The organism is Streptomyces sp. OR43, from assembly GCF_008042275.1.
Classification (GTDB): Bacteria; Actinomycetota; Actinomycetes; order Streptomycetales; family Streptomycetaceae; genus Streptomyces.
This window is the reverse complement of record NZ_RDBK01000043.1, coordinates 567,422-584,212: the sequence shown is the minus strand read 5'-3', so window position 1 is coordinate 584,212 and position 16,791 is coordinate 567,422. Positions and strand designations below refer to the sequence as shown.

At 71.4% G+C, this 16,791-nt stretch carries 13 protein-coding genes and 1 tRNA gene; 11 read left to right on the top strand and 3 right to left on the bottom strand.

Annotation, left to right across the window (positions count from 1 at the left end; all coding sequences use genetic code 11):
- Positions 1-106 precede the first annotated feature (106 nt).
- The 8 genes from EAO72_RS20950 (at position 107) to EAO72_RS20915 (ending at position 7,741) form a co-directional block, all read left to right on the top strand.
- Positions 107-1,108 (top strand): hypothetical protein, encoded by a 1,002-nt coding sequence (locus EAO72_RS20950; RefSeq protein WP_410090538.1) that lies wholly within the window; start codon positions 107-109, stop codon positions 1,106-1,108.
- A 90-nt stretch (positions 1,109-1,198) separates the two neighbouring features.
- Entirely contained in the window at positions 1,199-1,963 is a 765-nt protein-coding gene (locus EAO72_RS20945; RefSeq protein WP_148018855.1) for a GntR family transcriptional regulator, read from the top strand.
- 159 nt (positions 1,964-2,122) lie between these two features.
- A complete protein-coding gene (locus EAO72_RS20940) occupies positions 2,123-3,247 on the top strand; it encodes a TIGR03364 family FAD-dependent oxidoreductase (protein WP_148018854.1) in 1,125 nt (374 codons plus the stop codon).
- 5 nt (positions 3,248-3,252) lie between these two features.
- A complete protein-coding gene (locus tag EAO72_RS20935; RefSeq protein WP_148021933.1) occupies positions 3,253-3,981 on the top strand; it encodes a phosphonatase-like hydrolase in 729 nt (242 codons plus the stop codon).
- 160 nt (positions 3,982-4,141) lie between these two features.
- Positions 4,142-4,930, top strand: a complete 789-nt coding sequence (locus tag EAO72_RS20930) for an HAD-IIA family hydrolase (protein ID WP_148018853.1) — start codon at positions 4,142-4,144, stop codon at positions 4,928-4,930.
- Positions 4,931-5,052: 122 nt separating this feature from the next.
- On the top strand, positions 5,053-5,616 hold the full coding sequence (locus EAO72_RS20925; RefSeq protein ID WP_148018852.1) for a hypothetical protein: 564 nt from the start codon (positions 5,053-5,055) through the stop codon (positions 5,614-5,616).
- A 1-nt stretch (position 5,617) separates the two neighbouring features.
- A complete protein-coding gene (locus tag EAO72_RS20920; protein ID WP_148018851.1) occupies positions 5,618-6,349 on the top strand; it encodes a class F sortase in 732 nt (243 codons plus the stop codon).
- 354 nt (positions 6,350-6,703) lie between these two features.
- Positions 6,704-7,741 (top strand): glycoside hydrolase family 6 protein, encoded by a 1,038-nt coding sequence (locus EAO72_RS20915; protein WP_148021932.1) that lies wholly within the window; start codon positions 6,704-6,706, stop codon positions 7,739-7,741.
- A gap of 73 nt (positions 7,742-7,814) precedes the next feature.
- Here the strand turns inward: EAO72_RS20915 and glxA are convergent, their stop codons facing one another.
- The 3 genes from glxA to EAO72_RS20900 form a co-directional block, all read right to left on the bottom strand.
- Complete coding sequence (gene glxA / locus EAO72_RS20910; protein ID WP_148018850.1) at positions 7,815-9,749, bottom strand: radical copper oxidase GlxA; 1,935 nt, start codon at positions 9,747-9,749, stop codon at positions 7,815-7,817.
- Entirely contained in the window at positions 9,746-11,659 is a 1,914-nt protein-coding gene (locus EAO72_RS20905) for a glycosyltransferase family 2 protein (protein ID WP_148018849.1), read from the bottom strand. Before EAO72_RS20905 ends, glxA begins: the two co-directional genes overlap by 4 nt.
- A 575-nt stretch (positions 11,660-12,234) precedes the next feature.
- Positions 12,235-12,308, bottom strand: a tRNA-Lys gene (locus EAO72_RS20900).
- Between the two features lie 183 nt (positions 12,309-12,491).
- On the opposite strand from EAO72_RS20900, the gene EAO72_RS20895 reads away from it, so the two are divergent.
- The 3 genes from EAO72_RS20895 (at position 12,492) to EAO72_RS20885 (ending at position 16,771) form a co-directional block, all read left to right on the top strand.
- A complete protein-coding gene (locus EAO72_RS20895; protein WP_148018848.1) occupies positions 12,492-13,826 on the top strand; it encodes a peptidoglycan-binding protein in 1,335 nt (444 codons plus the stop codon).
- 381 nt (positions 13,827-14,207) lie between these two features.
- Complete coding sequence (locus EAO72_RS20890; RefSeq protein ID WP_261991588.1) at positions 14,208-16,022, top strand: SPFH domain-containing protein; 1,815 nt, start codon at positions 14,208-14,210, stop codon at positions 16,020-16,022.
- A gap of 158 nt (positions 16,023-16,180) precedes the next feature.
- Positions 16,181-16,771, top strand: a complete 591-nt coding sequence (locus EAO72_RS20885) for a lytic polysaccharide monooxygenase auxiliary activity family 9 protein (protein ID WP_148018847.1) — start codon at positions 16,181-16,183, stop codon at positions 16,769-16,771.
- Positions 16,772-16,791 lie beyond the last annotated feature (20 nt).

Genomic DNA, 16,791 nt, shown 5'->3' with positions numbered 1-16,791 from the left:
CCTCCGTGAAGCCCTTCGCCTCGGCCTCCGGACTGTCCGTGCCGATCCACTCGCCGACCGGCTGCCGGGCGATCCGGCGGATCAGGGCGGCGTCCTTCTCGTTGCCGTGCTCGGGCTGGCCGCGGCGAGCGTCGTGCCCGCCGTCGTCCTCGGCGGCCCGGCCGCGGCCGCCCCGCAGCGCCATCCGGCCTCCACCCCGTCCGCCAACCTGAACCCGGCGTCCGCCCCGGAAGCCGCGCCGGCCCACGTGAACCCGGCGGCCGCACCCGACGCCGCCTCGGCCCACCTGAGCCCGGCGTCCGCCCCGGAGGCCGCCTCCGCCGACCAGCAGCCGGCCTGCGGTGACCCGGGGGCCGGCGACTTCCCGATCGACACCCGGATCCACGGCGGCCCGGACACCTACGCCTCCGGCGGCGGCTACGGCACCTGGTTCCTGGACCTGACCAACACCACCGCGGAGTCCTGCCGCGCGATCCACCCGGTCCTGGTCCTCACCGACGAGGACCGCGCCCTGACCTCGGACCAGATCCAGCTGGAGTTCTCCGAGCGCGCCCACCCCGGCGTCGAACACCGTGTCAGCTGGGAGACGACCGACCGCGACGAGCACATCGGCGTCTTCGGCGGCGAGGGCGACGACTCCTTCCCCGGCTTCACCGTGCCGGCCGGCCGGACCGTCACCGTCCAGGTCAGGCTGGCGTTCACCTCCGACACCAGCCCCGGCCGGATCACCGCGAACGCCGCGATCGTCCAGCGACAGCGCACCGGCAGCGGCTCCACGGGCGGGACCCTGGACGGGGAGTGGGTCGGCGAGTCCGAGGACTACCCGTTCACCGTGGTCGAGGACGACGGCAGCGGGAACCTGACGGGCGACGGCACGACCGACGTGCCCGGCGAGGCGGAGGAGGGCGACGGCCTCACCGGGCGGCCCGACTCCAGCCCCGCCCCGCGCCCGGTCGCACCGGGCCGCGATCCGGCCGGGGTGCCGGAACTCGCCAGAACCGGGATCAAGGTCCCGATCCCTCTGCCGGGTCTCACCGTCGCCGGCTTCCTGATCGGCGGCGGCGCCGTGGTGCTGGGCGCCCGCCGGATGCGCCGCAGCCCCCGCTGACCCCGCCGTCCCCGGAGACCGATGGTGGCTCACGGCGGTGTCCCGGCGCCGTGACCACCGGTGTTCATGTCCGTCTGCCACCATCGGCCCGTGGACTTCCCGTACGACCAGGCACCTGGCGCACCGATCCGCTCCGGCATCCCGGAGCACGGCCGCATCCCGAAGTACTACGCCGTCAAGGCGCGCGTCTCCGCTCTCATCGACGAGCTGGGCGAGGGCGGCACCCTGCCGCCGGAGCGCGATCTCGCCCAGCGCTACGAGGTGTCGCGCGAGACCGTGCGCCAGGCCCTGCGCGAACTGATCCTTGAGGGCCGGCTGGCCCGGCAGGGCCGCGGCACGGTCGTCGCGGGACCCAAGATGGAACAGCCGCTCGCCCTCGCCAGCTACACGGAGGGCGTCCGCCGCCAGGGCCGCACCCCGGGCCGCCGCCTCATCGGGCTGGAACGGTTCCCCTGCCCCGAGGCACTCGCCGCCGAGACCGGAACGGAGCCCGGGGAGCCGGTCTGGCACCTGGAGCGGGTGCTGCTCGCCGACGACGACCGGGTCGGCCTGGAGAGCACGTACGTCAGTGTCGCCCGGGTGCCGGACCTCAAGGAGGAGTTCGACGCGGGCTCCTCGTTCTACGCCTATCTGCACGACCGGCTCGGCGTCTCGTTCGGCGACGCGGACGAGCGCATCGAGACCGTGCTCGCCACACCCCGCGAGGCACTGCTCGTCGGCACGCCGCCCGCCCTGCCCATGCTGCTGATCCACCGGCTCTCGCGGGACGCGGACGGCCGGCCGCTGGAGCGCGTGCGGACGCTGTTCCGCGGCGACCGGTTCTCCTTCACCACCCATCTCGACGGACCCGGCTGAGCGGTCGGACCTCGCCGGACGCCCCGCCCGTACGGCCCACGCACCGGCCCCCTACGATCACAGGAAGGTAACGGGTCTGGTCCAGATGTGGGACTCGGTTCACCCTCCCGTTGCCCCGCCGATTCGTCCGGGCCATCCGCACCGAGGAGCGTTGCCGTCGTGAGGGTCATCGTCGTAGGAGCCGGCGTGGTGGGAACCATGCACGCCTGGCACGCAGTCAGCCGCGGCCACGAGGTCGTACAGATCGAGCGCGAGAGCGAGGCGCGCGGGGCATCGCTCCGCAATTTCGGACAGATATGGGTCAGCGGCCGGGCCGGTGGCGAGGAACTGGAGACCGCGCTCCGCGCCCGTGAGCTGTGGGAGTCCATCGGCGCCCGGGTGCCGGACCTCGGCTTCCGGGCCTGCGGCTCGCTCACCCCGGTCCGCACCGCACGGGAGACCGCCGTCGCCGAGGCGGCCGTCGCCCGGCCCGACGCGGCGGCCCGCGGCTACAAGCTGCTCACCGCCGCCGAGGCCCGCGCGGTCAACCCCGCCCTGCGCGGCGACTTCACCGCCGCGCTGTGGTGCGAGCGGGACGCGGCCGTCGAACCGCGCACCGCCCAGCTCGCCCTGAAGCGGGAACTGCTGGCCTCCGGCCGGTACACCTACCTCGGCGGCCGCGAGGTGCGCGACGTCGTCGGAACGGCATCCGTCCGCGACGACCACGGCGATGTGCACACCGGCGACGCCGTCGTCCTCGCCACCGGCGCCTGGCTCGGCGGCCTCGTCCGCGAACTGGCCGGACCGGACCTGCCCGTGCGGCGGGTCCGCCTCCAGATGATGCAGACCGACCCGCTCGGCGAACCGCTCACCACGTCCGTCGCCGACGCCGACAGCTTCCGCTACTACCCGGCCTACCGCGGCGAGGCGCTCGACGCGCTCAACGCCGGCCAGGCCCAGGCCCCCACCGCCGCCGCACACCGGATGCAGCTCCTGATGGTGCAGCGCCGCGACGGCGGACTGACCATCGGCGACACCCATGAATACGAGCACCCCTTCTCCTTCGACACCGTCGAGGAGCCGTACGAGCACCTCACCGCGGTCGTCGAGTCGTTCCTCGGCCGCCCGCTGCCACGCGTCCGGCACCGCTGGGCCGGGGTCTACGCCCAGTGCACCGACACCGGCCGCGTCGTCCACCGCCAGCAGGTGCGGGACGGCGTCTGGCTGGTCACCGGGCCGGGCGGCCGCGGCATGACCTGCTCGCCCGCCATCGCCGAAACGACCGCCGACGAACTGAACTGGTGAAGAAGATGACCCACGACGCCCCGCTGAACGACGCCCCGTCGAACGACGCCCCGCTGAATCTGATCGTCCTCGACATGGCAGGCACCACCGTCGCCGACGGCGGCCTCGTCGAGCAGGCCTTCGCCGCCGCGGCCGCCCGGCTCGGCGTGGAGCCCGGCTCCGCCGACCACGCGGAGAAGCTCGCGTACGTGCGCGCCACCATGGGCGAGTCCAAGATCACGGTCTTCCGCCACCTGTTCGGCGAGGAGACCCTGGCGCAGCGGGCCAACGCGGCCTTCGAGGAGGCGTACGGAGAACTGGTCGACGGCGGCCGTATCGCACCCGTCCCCGGCGCCCGCGAGGCCATCGAACAGCTCACGTCCGAGGGCCGGACCGTGGTCCTGTCCACCGGCTTCGCCCGCCCCACGCAGGACGCGATCCTCGCCGCACTCGGCTGGCAGGACCTGGTCGCCCTGACCCTCTGCCCGGCCGACGCGGGCGGCCGCGGCCGCCCCTACCCGGACATGGTCCTCGCCGCGTTCCTGCGCACCGGCGCGGTGGACGACGTCCGCCGGACCGTCGTCGCGGGGGACACCTCGTACGACATGCTCAGCGGCGTACGCTCCGGGGCCGGCATCGTCGCGGGAGTACTCACCGGTGCCCACGACAAGGACCAGCTGACCCGCAGCGGAGCCACCCATGTCCTCGGTTCCGTCGCCGAGCTCCCCGGCCTGATCGCCCGGGCCGAGGCCTGACGCGCGGCGCCGGTCCGTCCGGGGCGGCGGCGTTCCCGTCTCCACCATGATCAGGCTGTATCTCCCGTCGAACGAACCGCCTAAAATCAGGGACGTCGGCGCTGCACAACGCGGTGCCGCCGGCGTCCCCGCACCTGGCGTACGGCAACTGGAGTCCCACATGGCAGAGCGCAAGCCGATCTCGTCCTGGCTCACCGACATGGACGGAGTCCTCATCCACGAGGGGACGCCGATCCCCGGCGCGGATGCCTTCATCAAGCGGCTGCGGGACTCGGGTCTGCCCTTCCTGGTCCTCACCAACAACTCCATCTACACCGCCCGGGACCTGCACGCCCGGCTCAGCCGCATGGGCCTCGACGTCCCCGTGGAGAACATCTGGACCTCCGCGCTCGCCACCGCCCAGTTCCTGGACGACCAGCGGCCCGGCGGCACGGCCTACGTCATCGGCGAGGCGGGGCTCACGACCGCGCTGCACGACATCGGCTACGTCCTCACCGACCACGAGCCCGACTACGTGGTCCTCGGCGAGACGCGTACGTACTCCTTCGAGGCGCTCACCAAGGCGATCCGGCTGATCAACAACGGGGCGCGCTTCATCTGCACCAACCCCGACGAGACCGGCCCGTCCGCCGAGGGCCCGCTGCCCGCGACGGGCTCCGTCGCCGCGCTCATCACCAAGGCGACCGGCAAGGCCCCCTACTTCGCGGGCAAGCCCAACCCGCTGATGATGCGCACCGGCCTCAACGCGATCGGCGCCCACTCCGAGTCCAGCGCCATGATCGGCGACCGGATGGACACCGATGTGCTGGCCGGCCTGGAGGCGGGCATGCAGACCTTCCTGGTGCTGACCGGACTCACTACGGTGGCGGACATCGACAAGTACCCGTTCCGGCCGTCCACGGTCGTCGAATCCATCGCCGACCTGGTCGAACTCATCGACGTGGCCTGAGCGGGCCGGGTGCGGGGAGCGGGCCGCCGGGCCCGCCGCCCCGCACTCCACCGGCCCAGCGGCCGGGCCCTGCGGATGCGGAAAGCCCCGGCGCGCGTGAACCTTCCATCAGGAGGTTCACGATGCGTTCGATACCCATCACGTTCTGTGCCGCCGCGGTGGCCGCGGCGACCCTGATGCCCGCTTCCGTCGCACTGGCCAATTCCGACTCGGACCGCGAGGACTCGCGGTCCCGGGCCACCCTCACGCTCTCCCCGTCCTCCGTCTCCCCGGGCGGCCAGGTCGACCTGGAGGTCGACGGCTGCAAGGGCAAGGAGGCCAAGGGCAGCTCCGACGCCTTCGTCTCCGAGGCGCGCTTCTCGCCCGGCGGTGACCGGACGCTGTTCGCCGAGGCCCGGGTCCGCTCGGACGCGGAGCCCGGAGACTACGACGTCCAGGTCGTCTGCAAGGGCGACAAGCACCTCAAGGCGTCCGCCGTGCTGACCGTCGTCCACCGCAACCGGCCCATGCCCGTCGCCCCGGTCCGCGCGGGTGGCGGAGGCACCGCCGTGCTCGCCGACCAGGCCACCGCCCAGCAGGGCGGTCCCGGCACCGTGCACGCCGTGATCGGCCTCGCCCTGGCCGCCGTCGCCGCCGTCGCCGTCGCCTTCCGCAGCGTGCGACGCCGCCGCCCGGCCACCGACTGACGTGTCCGCCTCGGACCACTCGGCGGGGCACGGCAGGCTGCTCACCGGAGTGGCCTGGGCCGTACTCCTGCTGGGTCTGTGGCTCTGGGGCCGCGGCATCACCAGCGGCTCCGGAGCCGGTTCCGCGCCGACCACCGGCGACGTCGCCGCGGTCGGCCGGCCGCTCGGCGTCCCGCTGCCACCGGCCCACGACCCGATCGAGGGCGTCGCGCCGCGGAGCGTCGAGATCCCGTCGATCGGGATCCGGGCCCCCGTCGTCTCCCGGGGCCTGGACGAGGACGGGGCGATCGAACCGCCGTCCTTCGACACGCCCCGGACAGTCGGCTGGTACGGCGCCGGCACCGAGCCCGGCGCCAAGGGACCGGCCCTCTTCGTCGGCCATGTCGACACCGAGACCAAACCGGCCGTCTTCTACGGGCTCAGCGCGGCCCGCCCCGGCGCCGAGGTCGAGGTCACCCGGGCCGACGGCAGCGTCGCCGAGTTCACCGTCGACGACGTCCAGGTCTTCACCCGCGAACGCTTCAACGCGCAGAAGGCCTACGGGCCCCGCAAGGACGGCCGGGCCGAGCTCCGGCTGATCACCTGCGGCGGCACGTACGACCGCGCGTCGAAGTCGTACACGGCGAACGTCGTCGTCTCGGCCTACCTGACGGGCGAGAAGTCCCGGGAGAAGGTGCGGGCGGAGGCGGAGAAGGAGGCCGTCGGCAAGGCGGGCGCACCGGCCGGCGGCTGAGCGGCCGGTATCCGGCCCGGCCGGCTGCCCGGTTCTCCGGGCGCCGGCCGGGCCGGTCCTCGACCGCGGGCGCGGGCCGCGGGAGTGGCCCGGCGCGGACACGGGAGGCCTGCGGCGTCCGGGTCCGCCGCACGCCCCACTGTAGGGCCACGAACTTCCCGCACCCAGCCTCTTTCTGACGTTACGTCGATAACCGGTCACCCTCCGCACGCGGTGAGCCGGGGCAGAGCGTGGTGAACCCGCCGTAACAGCTCCTCGACGAAGTCGTGAGGGCCCGGGCCGGTCCCGGGCCCTGTGCCAGGATGGACGGCGATGCGACAGCACCGCCGTCGCACCTCGGTTCTGGGGGAGTGGATGTACGGCAGTCACAACGGCCGGTTCGGCATGCGAGGGGTGTGCGCGGCCGCGGCAGGCGCCGCGCTGCTGCTCGCGGGATGCGGCTCTTCCGGTGACGGCGACGGTGACGGCGGATCAGGGGGCGGGAACCCGGCGGCCATCGGCCAGCAGCCCAAGGGCGCCGACCCGTACTGGGTCAACCCCGACGGGAACGCCGCCCGGCAGGTCGGCCGCTACACCGAGGACGGCAACGAGAAGGACGCCGCCCTGATCCGCCGGATCGCCCGGCAGCCGGTCGGCGAGTGGATCGGCACGGACAGTCCGGAGGCCGAGGCGAAGGGCTTCACGGAGGCGGCCGAGAAGGCCGACCGGGAGGCGCTGCTGGTCCTCTACAACATCCCGCACCGCGACTGCGGCCAGTTCTCCAAGGGCGGCGCCGCCGACGGAGACGCGTACCGCGCCTGGCTGGACAGTGTGGCCAAGGGCATCGGCGACCGGGGCGCGACCGTGATCCTGGAGCCGGACGCGGTGCTGCACCTGGTCGACGGGTGCACCCCGCAGGAGTTCCACGAGGAGCGCTACGACCTGCTCAAGGGTGCGGTGGAGCGGCTCAAGCAGCTGCCGGGCACCAAGGTCTACCTGGACGCGGGCAACGCGGGCTGGCACACCCCGGACGCGCTGTTCCAGCCGCTCCAGCGGGCGGGCCTGGGCGCGGCCGACGGGTTCGCGGTCAACGTCTCCAACTTCCAGACCACCGCGGTCAGCAAGGACTTCGGCAAGCAGCTGTCGGCGAAGGTCGGCGGCAAGCCGTTCGTCATCGACACCAGCCGCAACGGCAACGGCCCGTACACCGGCGGCGCCCCCGAGGAGAACTGGTGCAACCCGCCGGGCCGGGCCCTCGGCGAGACGCCGACGACGTCCACGGGCGACGAGCTGGTCGACGCGTACCTCTGGATCAAGCGGCCGGGCGAGTCCGACGGGGACTGCCGGGGCGGCCCGAAGGCGGGAGACTGGTGGCCCGAGTACGCGCTGGGGCTGGCCCGCGGCACCGAGTAGGAGCGGGTCCGGTCCGGTGGTCCTACGTCCGGGTGAGGCCGGACCCCGCGAGCCCGGCCTCACCCGAGAGGCCCTACGGCACCTCCACCCACGTGCCCTCGGACGGCGTGCCCTTGTCGTCGGTGACGAACAGCATGTACCAGCCCGAAGGCACCAGCGCCCGGTTCCCCGGCACCGTCACCGAGATCTCGCCGTCCTTCTGCTTCAGGTCCAGCGCCACCGAGCGCTGGTCGGTGTCCGTGACATGGGTGACCGCGCTCGGCCGCATCAGCTTCGCCGACTTGATGGACGAGGCCTGGTTGGTGGTGAACACCGCGGTGTCACCGCGCTCGATCTTCTTCGGTCCGGCCGTCAGCTCGGGCCGTGAGTCGCGGTACAGATAGGGCGGGGTGTAGATCTCGACGCGCTGCTCGAAGACGCCCGGCCGGGTGTTGGCCTTGTCGGAGTAGAGCGAGTCGGATCCGAAGATCATGACCCGGCCGTCGGGCAGCAGTACGGACCCCGAGTGGTAGTTGCGGCCCACCGCCGGGTCGGCGACCCGCTGGTACGTGTCCGACTTCGCGTCGTACAGCCGCGCCTGCAGCACATCGGAACCGCCGCGGCCGCGGTAGTCGTTGGAGCCGCCGGTGACCAGCAGGGAGTCGTCGGGCAGCAGGGACGCGCTCGGATAGCGGGTGCCCTCGTCCAGCGAGGCGCCGTCCTTGAACTCCGGATCGGCGTCCTTGAGGTCGACCAGCCGGGACTTCTCGCTGGACTTGTCGGACTCGCCGACGCCGCCCCCGCCGATCACCATGAACTTCTCGTCCTGGGCCGGGGGCAGCCGTACGGTCGCCGAGGTCTCCATCTTGTCCGGATCGCTCAGGCCGGGGATCTTGGTGAACCTGTTCGTCGCCAGGTCCCAGACGCCGGGGTCACGGCCGACGGTGGCGGGGCCGTAGCCCGCGTTCGAGCCGGAGTAGAAGAGCTTGCCGTCGTTCAGCAGGAAGACCGCCGGATAGGTGGGGAACTTCCGGACGATGCCGGTGTACTCCCACTCCTTGGTCTCCGGGTCGTAGATCTCGTCCTTGCCGGGCACGATCTGCCCGATCTCGTCCAGGCCGGACAGGGCGAGGACCTTGCCGTCCTCCAGCGTGGTGAGCGTCGGGTACCAGCGGGCCTCGTTCATCGGGTCGACGGTGATGTACTTCTCCGCCACCGGGTCGAACTCGAAGGCTTCGCGGATGCCCTGGAAGTCCTTCTTGTCGAGGGCCAGCTTCTGGGCGATCCCGTAGACGTTGCGGGTGTCGGAGCCGGACAGACCCGCTATTCGGTAGTTGTCCTCGGTGCCCGTCTCGTACTTCGTGCCGGACTGCTGGGCCTCGACGTAGATGCGGCCGAGCCCGGGGTCGTTGCGCAGGAAGGCGCCGGTGTTCTTGTCGAAGACCTTGGTCGCCTTCTCCACCAGCACCGGGTCCTTGGAGACGAAGGTCTTGCCGTTCTCCTTGCCGGTGAAACGGGTGCCCGCAGGCAGCGTGATCGGCTTGTCCGGGTCCTCGTTGTGCACGATCATCAGGCCGCCGGCCTTGGTGACGTCACCCTGGAGCTTCTCGTAGCGCTTCGTACCGCCGGCGATGAGCAGCTTGCCGTCCGGCAGTTGGGTGTGACCGGCGCAGAACATGTCCTTGGGCGTGGGGATGTTCTTGAAGGCGTTGGTCTCCGGGTCCCACAGCACCGACCGGAAGCTCTTCGCGTCGAAGTTCTTCTGGTTGTTGCCCGAGCCCGCGACGAGCAGCACCTTGCCGGTGTGCAGGAGAGCCGCGTGGATCGTGTTGATCCGGAACTCGGAGGGGATGTCCAGGAAGTCCCAGTGGCCGTTGGCCGCTTTGTAGTCGGCCTGGTTGATCTTGTACGCGTGGTAGCGCTCGGTGCTGAAGCGGTACAGCCACGGCCCGTTCGCTCCCGCGAGCGCGAGAACCACCGCCGTACTGATCGCCATGCGGCGGGTACGGCGGCTCGGACGGTACTTCATGGTTTACGTCCCCCAAGGGCGATCTGCATGGTCTGTTCGTTGCCGTCCCAGTGCGGCTTGTCCTGCTGGGCGGGGGCCGGTGGCCCGCTCGGCGGTGGTGGGCCCGCGCGGCGCTTCTTCTTCTCGGCCCGCATCGTGTACCGCCAGCCGAAGATCGGCGCCGCGGTGATCAGCAGGGCCAGCGCGGCCCAGGTGAGCATGGCCGGATGGCTGTGGCCGAGGACGAAGGACGCCGCGATGGAGCCGGCGAAGACCAGGATGAAGAAGAGGTGGATGCGAAAGGTCCCGAAGAGGGTGTCCGGACTCGACGAGTCGCCCTTGGGCGTCACGACGAAGGAGCTCTTGCGGCGCAGCACGGCGTCCATCAGCGAGCGTGCGTAGACGGGCGCGGAGAGCGCGGACATCATCATGCCGGCGAGACCGCCGGAGCCCTCGGGCTCGTGCGGCGAGACGTTGTGCCGGCGGTTCCAGATGTACAGGCCGATCTGGAGCGCCGAGGCGTTGCCGTACAGCATCATCCAGACGGTGGGGTCGATCTGCACACCGGAGGCGCCCATGCCCAGGAACAGCGCGCAACTGAGGGCCGCGAGGATCCAGTTCATCGCGGACATCGGGTAGAAGATGATCATCATCGTGTAGTTGAAGAGCTTGCCCGCGGGCAGCGAGAAGAAGCCCTTCCAGTACTGCTTGAGGATCGTCTCGTACGTTCCGCGCGACCAGCGCAGCTGCTGGGTGAAGAAGTCCGTCCACGCGGTCGGGCCCTCGCCGACGGCCAGCACGTCCGGGGTATACACCGAGCGCCACTTGCGGCCGGTGTGCGGATTGCGCGCGCGGTGCATCTCGAAGCCGGTTGCCATGTCCTCGGTGATCGAGTCGTACAGGCCGCCGATCTGCTTGAGGGCGCTGATGCGCACCGCGTTGCTGGTGCCGACGAACATCGGGGCGCCGTAGCGGTTGCCCGCGCGCTGGATCAGCGCGTGGAAGAGGAACTGCTGCGACTCGGCGGCCTTGGTGACGAAGCTGTCGTAGTTGCCGTACACCTGCGGGCCGATGACGAAGCCGACGTCCGGGTCGCGGAAGTAGCCGAGCATCCGCTCCAGGTAGTTCGGCATCGGGACATGGTCGGTGTCGACCGATGCGAAGAAGTCGTACGCGTCACCGTGGGCGTCGAGCCAGGCGTTGTAGTTGCCGTGCTTGGTCTTCGCGCGGTGCGGGCCCTTGGCCTGGTTCCAGTGCGCCACGCCCTTGCGGGAGAAGTGGTGCACCCCGAGCCGCAGGCAGACCTCCTTCACGGCGGGATCGTCGCCCTCGTCGAGCAGCCAGACGTGCATCAGCCCGCGGTGGCGGATGCGGACGGCGGCCTCCAGGGTCTTCGTCACCATCTCCAGGGGTTCCTTGCCCGGGACGAAGGAGGTGAGGAAGGCGACCCGGGTGCCGGTCTCCGGCACGACCGGGACCGGGTCGCGTGCCACCAGCGTGGCGTGCGCGTTGGAGAGGACGTTCAGGGTGCGGAAGAGCTCGATCAGACCGATCGAGACCAGCATCACGACGTCGAGGATCAGCAGCGTGTCGTTCTTGAGGTTCGGATCGCGCTGTGTCCAGTGCTCGGGCTGCATCAGCCAGGCGAAGAGGCCGAGCGAGACGAGCGGGGCGGCCCCCAGCAGGAGGGCCGCACGTATCCGGTGGGGCTCCTGGGAGAGGAGCGAGCGGTATTTCACGGTGTACGGCCGGCTGGGGTCGGGCTGGGTCAGAGGCCCGGCGAGCCGGCTGTAGTGCTCGTAGTCGTACCGTGGCAGCGCTTTCTTCTGCCGCCGCCGATGGCCGCCGGTCCGCAGCTGCGGGGGTATCCGAAGCTGTGTCGTCCGGGACGGGTCGTGGTCCTGCCGGGCGCCTGGCGGCGTCGACGTCATGGGTCATCCCCCTGCACGCAGGCGGAGCTGCGTGGTCGCTCGGTCGTTTCGTCTCGTCCTCCGCGTGTTCCCCCTGGAACGCGGCCGACGGCTCAGTGGCGGGTCACCGTTCGTGAGACAAGGAACGGCATCCTTCCGGTTGCATGATGCCTGCTCGGCGTTTGCGTGTGCACGACGCCTCCCCCTTACGTCGAACACAACCGGAATCTCGCTCTCCGATTCCCCCAACTGTGTTTCCCATCGGCGTGGTTGGCGCCGATGACTCCCAGACAGACTGGCCGAACCCGGCTGTGACCGCAAGGGCGAAAGGGGTTAGTACCCGCTCATACGCACGATTTGTGGGGCTCTTGTGAAGAGGTGGTGCGAGGGCGTATGGGGGTGCGGGCGGGAGCGCCTCGCGCCGCCGGAGTGCCGGGTGGTGGCTGCCTGTCGCGGGTAGGTGAGCTGTGCGTGAGCAAAGCGTTCACCGAGTGGCGCCTGTGCGGCGGGTGGGAGGAGGCGTTCGTGCGGGGGCGGTGGCGGGCGTGGAACGAACAAGGCCCCCTCACGCGTGGTGAGGGGGCCTTGACTCTGCGTGCGCCGCCAGGGACTCGAACCCCGGACCCGCTGATTAAGAGTCAGCTGCTCTAACCAACTGAGCTAGCGGCGCCTGCTGACCTGGAGAACTCTACCCGATCTCCGGCCGTGCTCCTGACCATTTCCCCTCCGCCACGGCCTGTCGGATGGTCGTTTTTTCTCTTCTATCCGTCAAAATGCGATATGTCAGGAGAGTTGAGACACTGACGCCCGTACAGATGCGCCCAAAGATCTTGACGAGTGCGGAGGGAATCGCATGACTGTGCCGGCCTTCGAGGAGTACGTACCTGCTGTCGACTGCACCTGTGCGGGATGCGCCGTCCAGCGGCGCGCCGCGGCCACCGGACTGCCGACGCGGTACGGGGGACACCCGGCCGCGCACGGCGCGCGGCGCGCGATGGTGCTGGTCACCGCCGCCGGAGTGGTGCTGGGCTCCGGTCTCGCGGAAGCCGCCGGAGCGGCGGCCGACCCGGCCCCGGTGACGGACCCGGGCCAGGCGGCCGACGCGGCCGACGGCCCGGCCGAGCCGGGGCCGGACAGCCCACAGGGCGGGCCGGGACCACTTCAGGGTGCGGGAGCCTCGGGACCACCGGCGTCCCAGGCGTCGACCTCCACGCTGCGCGAGACGACCCGGGCCGACATCATCAACCGCGCGAAGAAGTGGGTCAGCGCGCAGGTGCCGTACAGCATGTCGAAGTACTGGTCGGACGGGTACCGCCAGGACTGCTCCGGCTATGTCTCGATGGCCTGGAACCTGCCCGGCAACGAATGGACCGGCAGCCTCGCCGCCTACGGGACGCGCATCGCCCGGGAGGAACTGCAGCCCGGCGACATCCTGCTCTTCCACAACCCGGCCGACCCCGGGAAGGGCTCGCACGTCACGGTCTTCGGCGGCTGGACCGACTACACGCACACCCACTACACGGCGTACGAGCAGACCAAACCGCACACCCGCAAGCAGACGACGCCCATGGCGTACTGGACCAACTCCGGCAGCTACGTCGCCTACCGCTACAAGGGGCTGACGAGCGGAAGCGCCGGCAGCGGCTCGTCGAAGACGCAGTTCCCGGGTGCCGCGAAGTTCGGCGCCGGTACGAAGAACGACTACGTCACCCGGCTCGGCAAGATGCTCGTCGAACGGGGCGGCAAGCGTTTCTACAAGGTCGGCCCCGGCCCTGCCTGGGGCAGCGCCGACCGGCTGGCCACCCAGGCGTTCCAGAAGGCCCAGGGCTGGAAGGGCAAGGAAGCCGACGGCATCCCCGGCCCCGACACCTGGCGCCTGCTGGTGAACGGAATCGGCCACGACATCCCCGCCGCGGGCGGCAAGGCCGGGTCCGGCGGCTCCACCGCGGTCCCGGCCTTCCCGGGACGGGGCTATTTCCGGCCGGGTCAGTCCAACAGCCATGTCGACAAGCTCGGCAAACAGTTGGTGAAGAAGGGATACGGCAAGTACTACCTGTCGGGCCCCAGCTCTCGGTGGACCGAGGCGGACCGACGCAATGTCGAGGCCTTCCAGAAGGCCCAGGGCTGGCGGGGCACGGAAGCCGACGGCTATCCGGGTCCGGAGACCTGGCGGCGACTCTTCGCGTGACACGACGCACATGACGGAGGCGGGAATGCGATCCACGGTGTCGGACAGCTCCGGGAACCCGGAGAACCGGGAGGACCCGGAGTACGGGGAGGAGAGGTACGGGGCGGTCCCGGTACGGGAGTGGGTGGGCCCGGAAGGGGCGGGCCGGGTCACGGACGCCTGGGCGGCGGCGGGACAGCGCGCCGGTTCGGGCGGCTGGGCGGTGGAGGACGAGCCGCCCGAACCGGCGATGAGCAGCTTGCCGTCCGGCAGTTGGGTGTGCCGGACGCGGCGGATGCGGGGCGGGGTGTGCCGGATGCGGGGCCGGACGCGGCGGATGCGTGGCCGGGTGTGGCCGATCCCGTTGCTGGTTCGGCCGGGGCGGCTGGGGGCCCGGTGCCGGTGTCCGGGCCGGACTCCGTCGTCGACCTCGTGCTCGACCTGGTTCCCGGCGAGGGTGACCGTGAACCCCGCGGCGCCGGTTTCGGGGCGACCTCGGCGTCCGTGTCGGTTCCGGCGTCGGTCGGGGCGTCGGTGGCGGGTCCGGCCATGGAGGCGGCGGGGGGCGCCCCGGAGCCGGAGGCCGCGCGCCCCGGCCCGGTGTTCCGGAAGGCCGCCGAGGCCGGTACTGCTGGGCCGCCGCTGCTGCGGGATGCCGGGGCGCATGTCTCGGAACTGCTGCCCGCGCCCGCACCGGAGGCGCGCGAGGCGATCGAGGTACGCGAGGTGCGCGAGATTCCGGAGGCTCACGGGGCTCCGGAGGTTCAGGCAGCTCCGGAGGTTCATGGGTCTGCGGAGGTTCACACGGCTCCGGAGATTCACACGGCCCACGAGGTCATGGAGGTCCCCGAGGCCGCCGTGGCCGTCGAGCCCGCCGTAGCCGATGAGCCCGCCGTGGTCCACGAACCTGCCGCGGCGCTCGTCGAGGTGCCCGCGGCCCCCGAGGTCCCCGCGTCCGTGCCGGGACCGGGGCCGGGCTCCGGGTCCGCGCCGGGGCCGCAGCCGGGGTCGCGGTCGGGCCCCGCCCCCGCCTCGCTCTCCCTCATGTTCACCGGCGAGGACACCGGCGAGTTCCGTACCGACGCCCGCGTGGACACCGGCCGGCACCAAGCGGTCATCGCCAACGAGCGCACCGCCTCCATCCCCGTGCACCTGCTCTTCCGCGAGGAGCGCGAGGCCGGGGTGGACCCCGCCGCGCTCCCGGCCACCGTCGTGGGCAGGGCCCCCGAAGGCGAGCAGCCGGCCGGCGTCCGGCGGGCGCCGGTGCCGAGGACCTCGCAGGTGCGGCCCTCGACCCGGCCCGCGCCGGACGCCGACCCCCGGCTCCATGAGCGGCCGGGGCCGTCGCTGCCCGGCTGGGTAGCGGTGCTGACCGGCTTCGGCGGGATCGCCGTGACCGGCGGAGTCCTCTGGTGGACCGGCGCGTTGCCGGCCCGGGTGCTGTCGCGGATCGGGGTCGACGCGCGCCCGTACGACGGACTCGGCACCGGTACCTGGGCGGGGCTCGCGCTGCTGGTGACCGTGGTGCTCTTCGCGTTCGGCGGGCTGAGCCGGGGGCGGGTCGGATACACGTGGGTGCTCACGCTCTTCGGCAGGTACCGGGGCAGCGTGCGGCGGACCGGGCTCATGTGGATCAGCCCGCTGCTGCTGCGGCGCCGGGTCGATGTGCGGCTGCGGCACTGGCGCAGCGAGCCGCTGCCCGCGATGGACGCCAACGGCACCGCGTTGCGGGTCGTCGTCCTCGTCGTGTGGCGGGTCAAGGACACCGTGCGGGCGACGCTGGGGATCGAGGACCACGAGGAGTACCTGCGCGAGCAGGTCGAGGCGGCCATGGCGCGGGTCCTGTCCCAGCTGCCCGCCGACGCCTTCCACGAGGACGCGCACACCCTGCGCAACGCGGAGGCGGTCGGCGACGCGCTGACCCGGATGCTGAAGGCGGACTGCGAACCGGTCGGCGTCGAGGTGTACTCCGCGCAGCCGACCGGCATCGAGTACGCCCCCGAGGTGGCGGCGGCCATGCAGCGGCGCCGGATCGCGGCCATCGACGCCAAGCACCGTGACAGCGTGCTGACTTCGGTGGTGGACGCCGTGGACGACACCGTCAACCGGCTGACCGCCCGGGGCCTTGTCGAGCTCGACGACTACGAACGCAAGTCCCTGGTCAAGGACTTGACGGTGGCCTTCTACACCGGCCGCAGTGGTGGGGACAGCGCCTGAACCGTTCTGCCCGGCGCCTCGGAGACAACCGGAATCCAGCTCTCATTGGTCTGGACATGTTCATGCTGCGTCAATAATCTAGGCCTTGGTCTAGACCGCACGACACGCGCGTAGCAGTGCTCATGGAACTTCCCCCACGTCTCCGAGGAGCGGCAGCAATGCGTAAGAAGACAGGCGCGGCCCTGGTCGGCCTTGCGGTGGCGAGCGTTTCGATGTTCGCGACCAGCAGTGCCAGCAGCCACGGCTACACGGACAACCCCATCAGCCGTCAGAAGCTGTGTGCCAACGGCACGGTGACGGGCTGCGGCAACATCCAGTGGGAGCCGCAGAGCGTCGAGGGCCCCAAGGGCTTCCCGGCGGCCGGACCCGCCGACGGTGCGATCTGCTCCGCCGGGCACGGCGAGTTCGCCCAGCTCGACGACCCGCGCGGCGGCAACTGGCCCGCCACGAAGGTCAGCGCGGGCCAGGGCTTCAGCTTCCGCTGGCAGTTCACCGCCCGGCACGCCACGTCGGACTTCCGTTACTACATCACCAAGAACGGCTGGGACCCCACCAAGCCGCTCAAGCGCTCCGACCTGGAGGCGCAGCCGTTCATGACGGTGCCGTACGGCGGCCAGCAGCCCCCGGCGACCCTGACCCAGCAGGGCACCATCCCCACCCAGAAGACCGGCAAGCACATCATCCTCAGCGTGTGGAACGTCGCCGACACGGCCAACGCGTTCTACTCGTGCTCGGATGTTCAGTTCTGACGCCTGGTCGGTTACCGTGC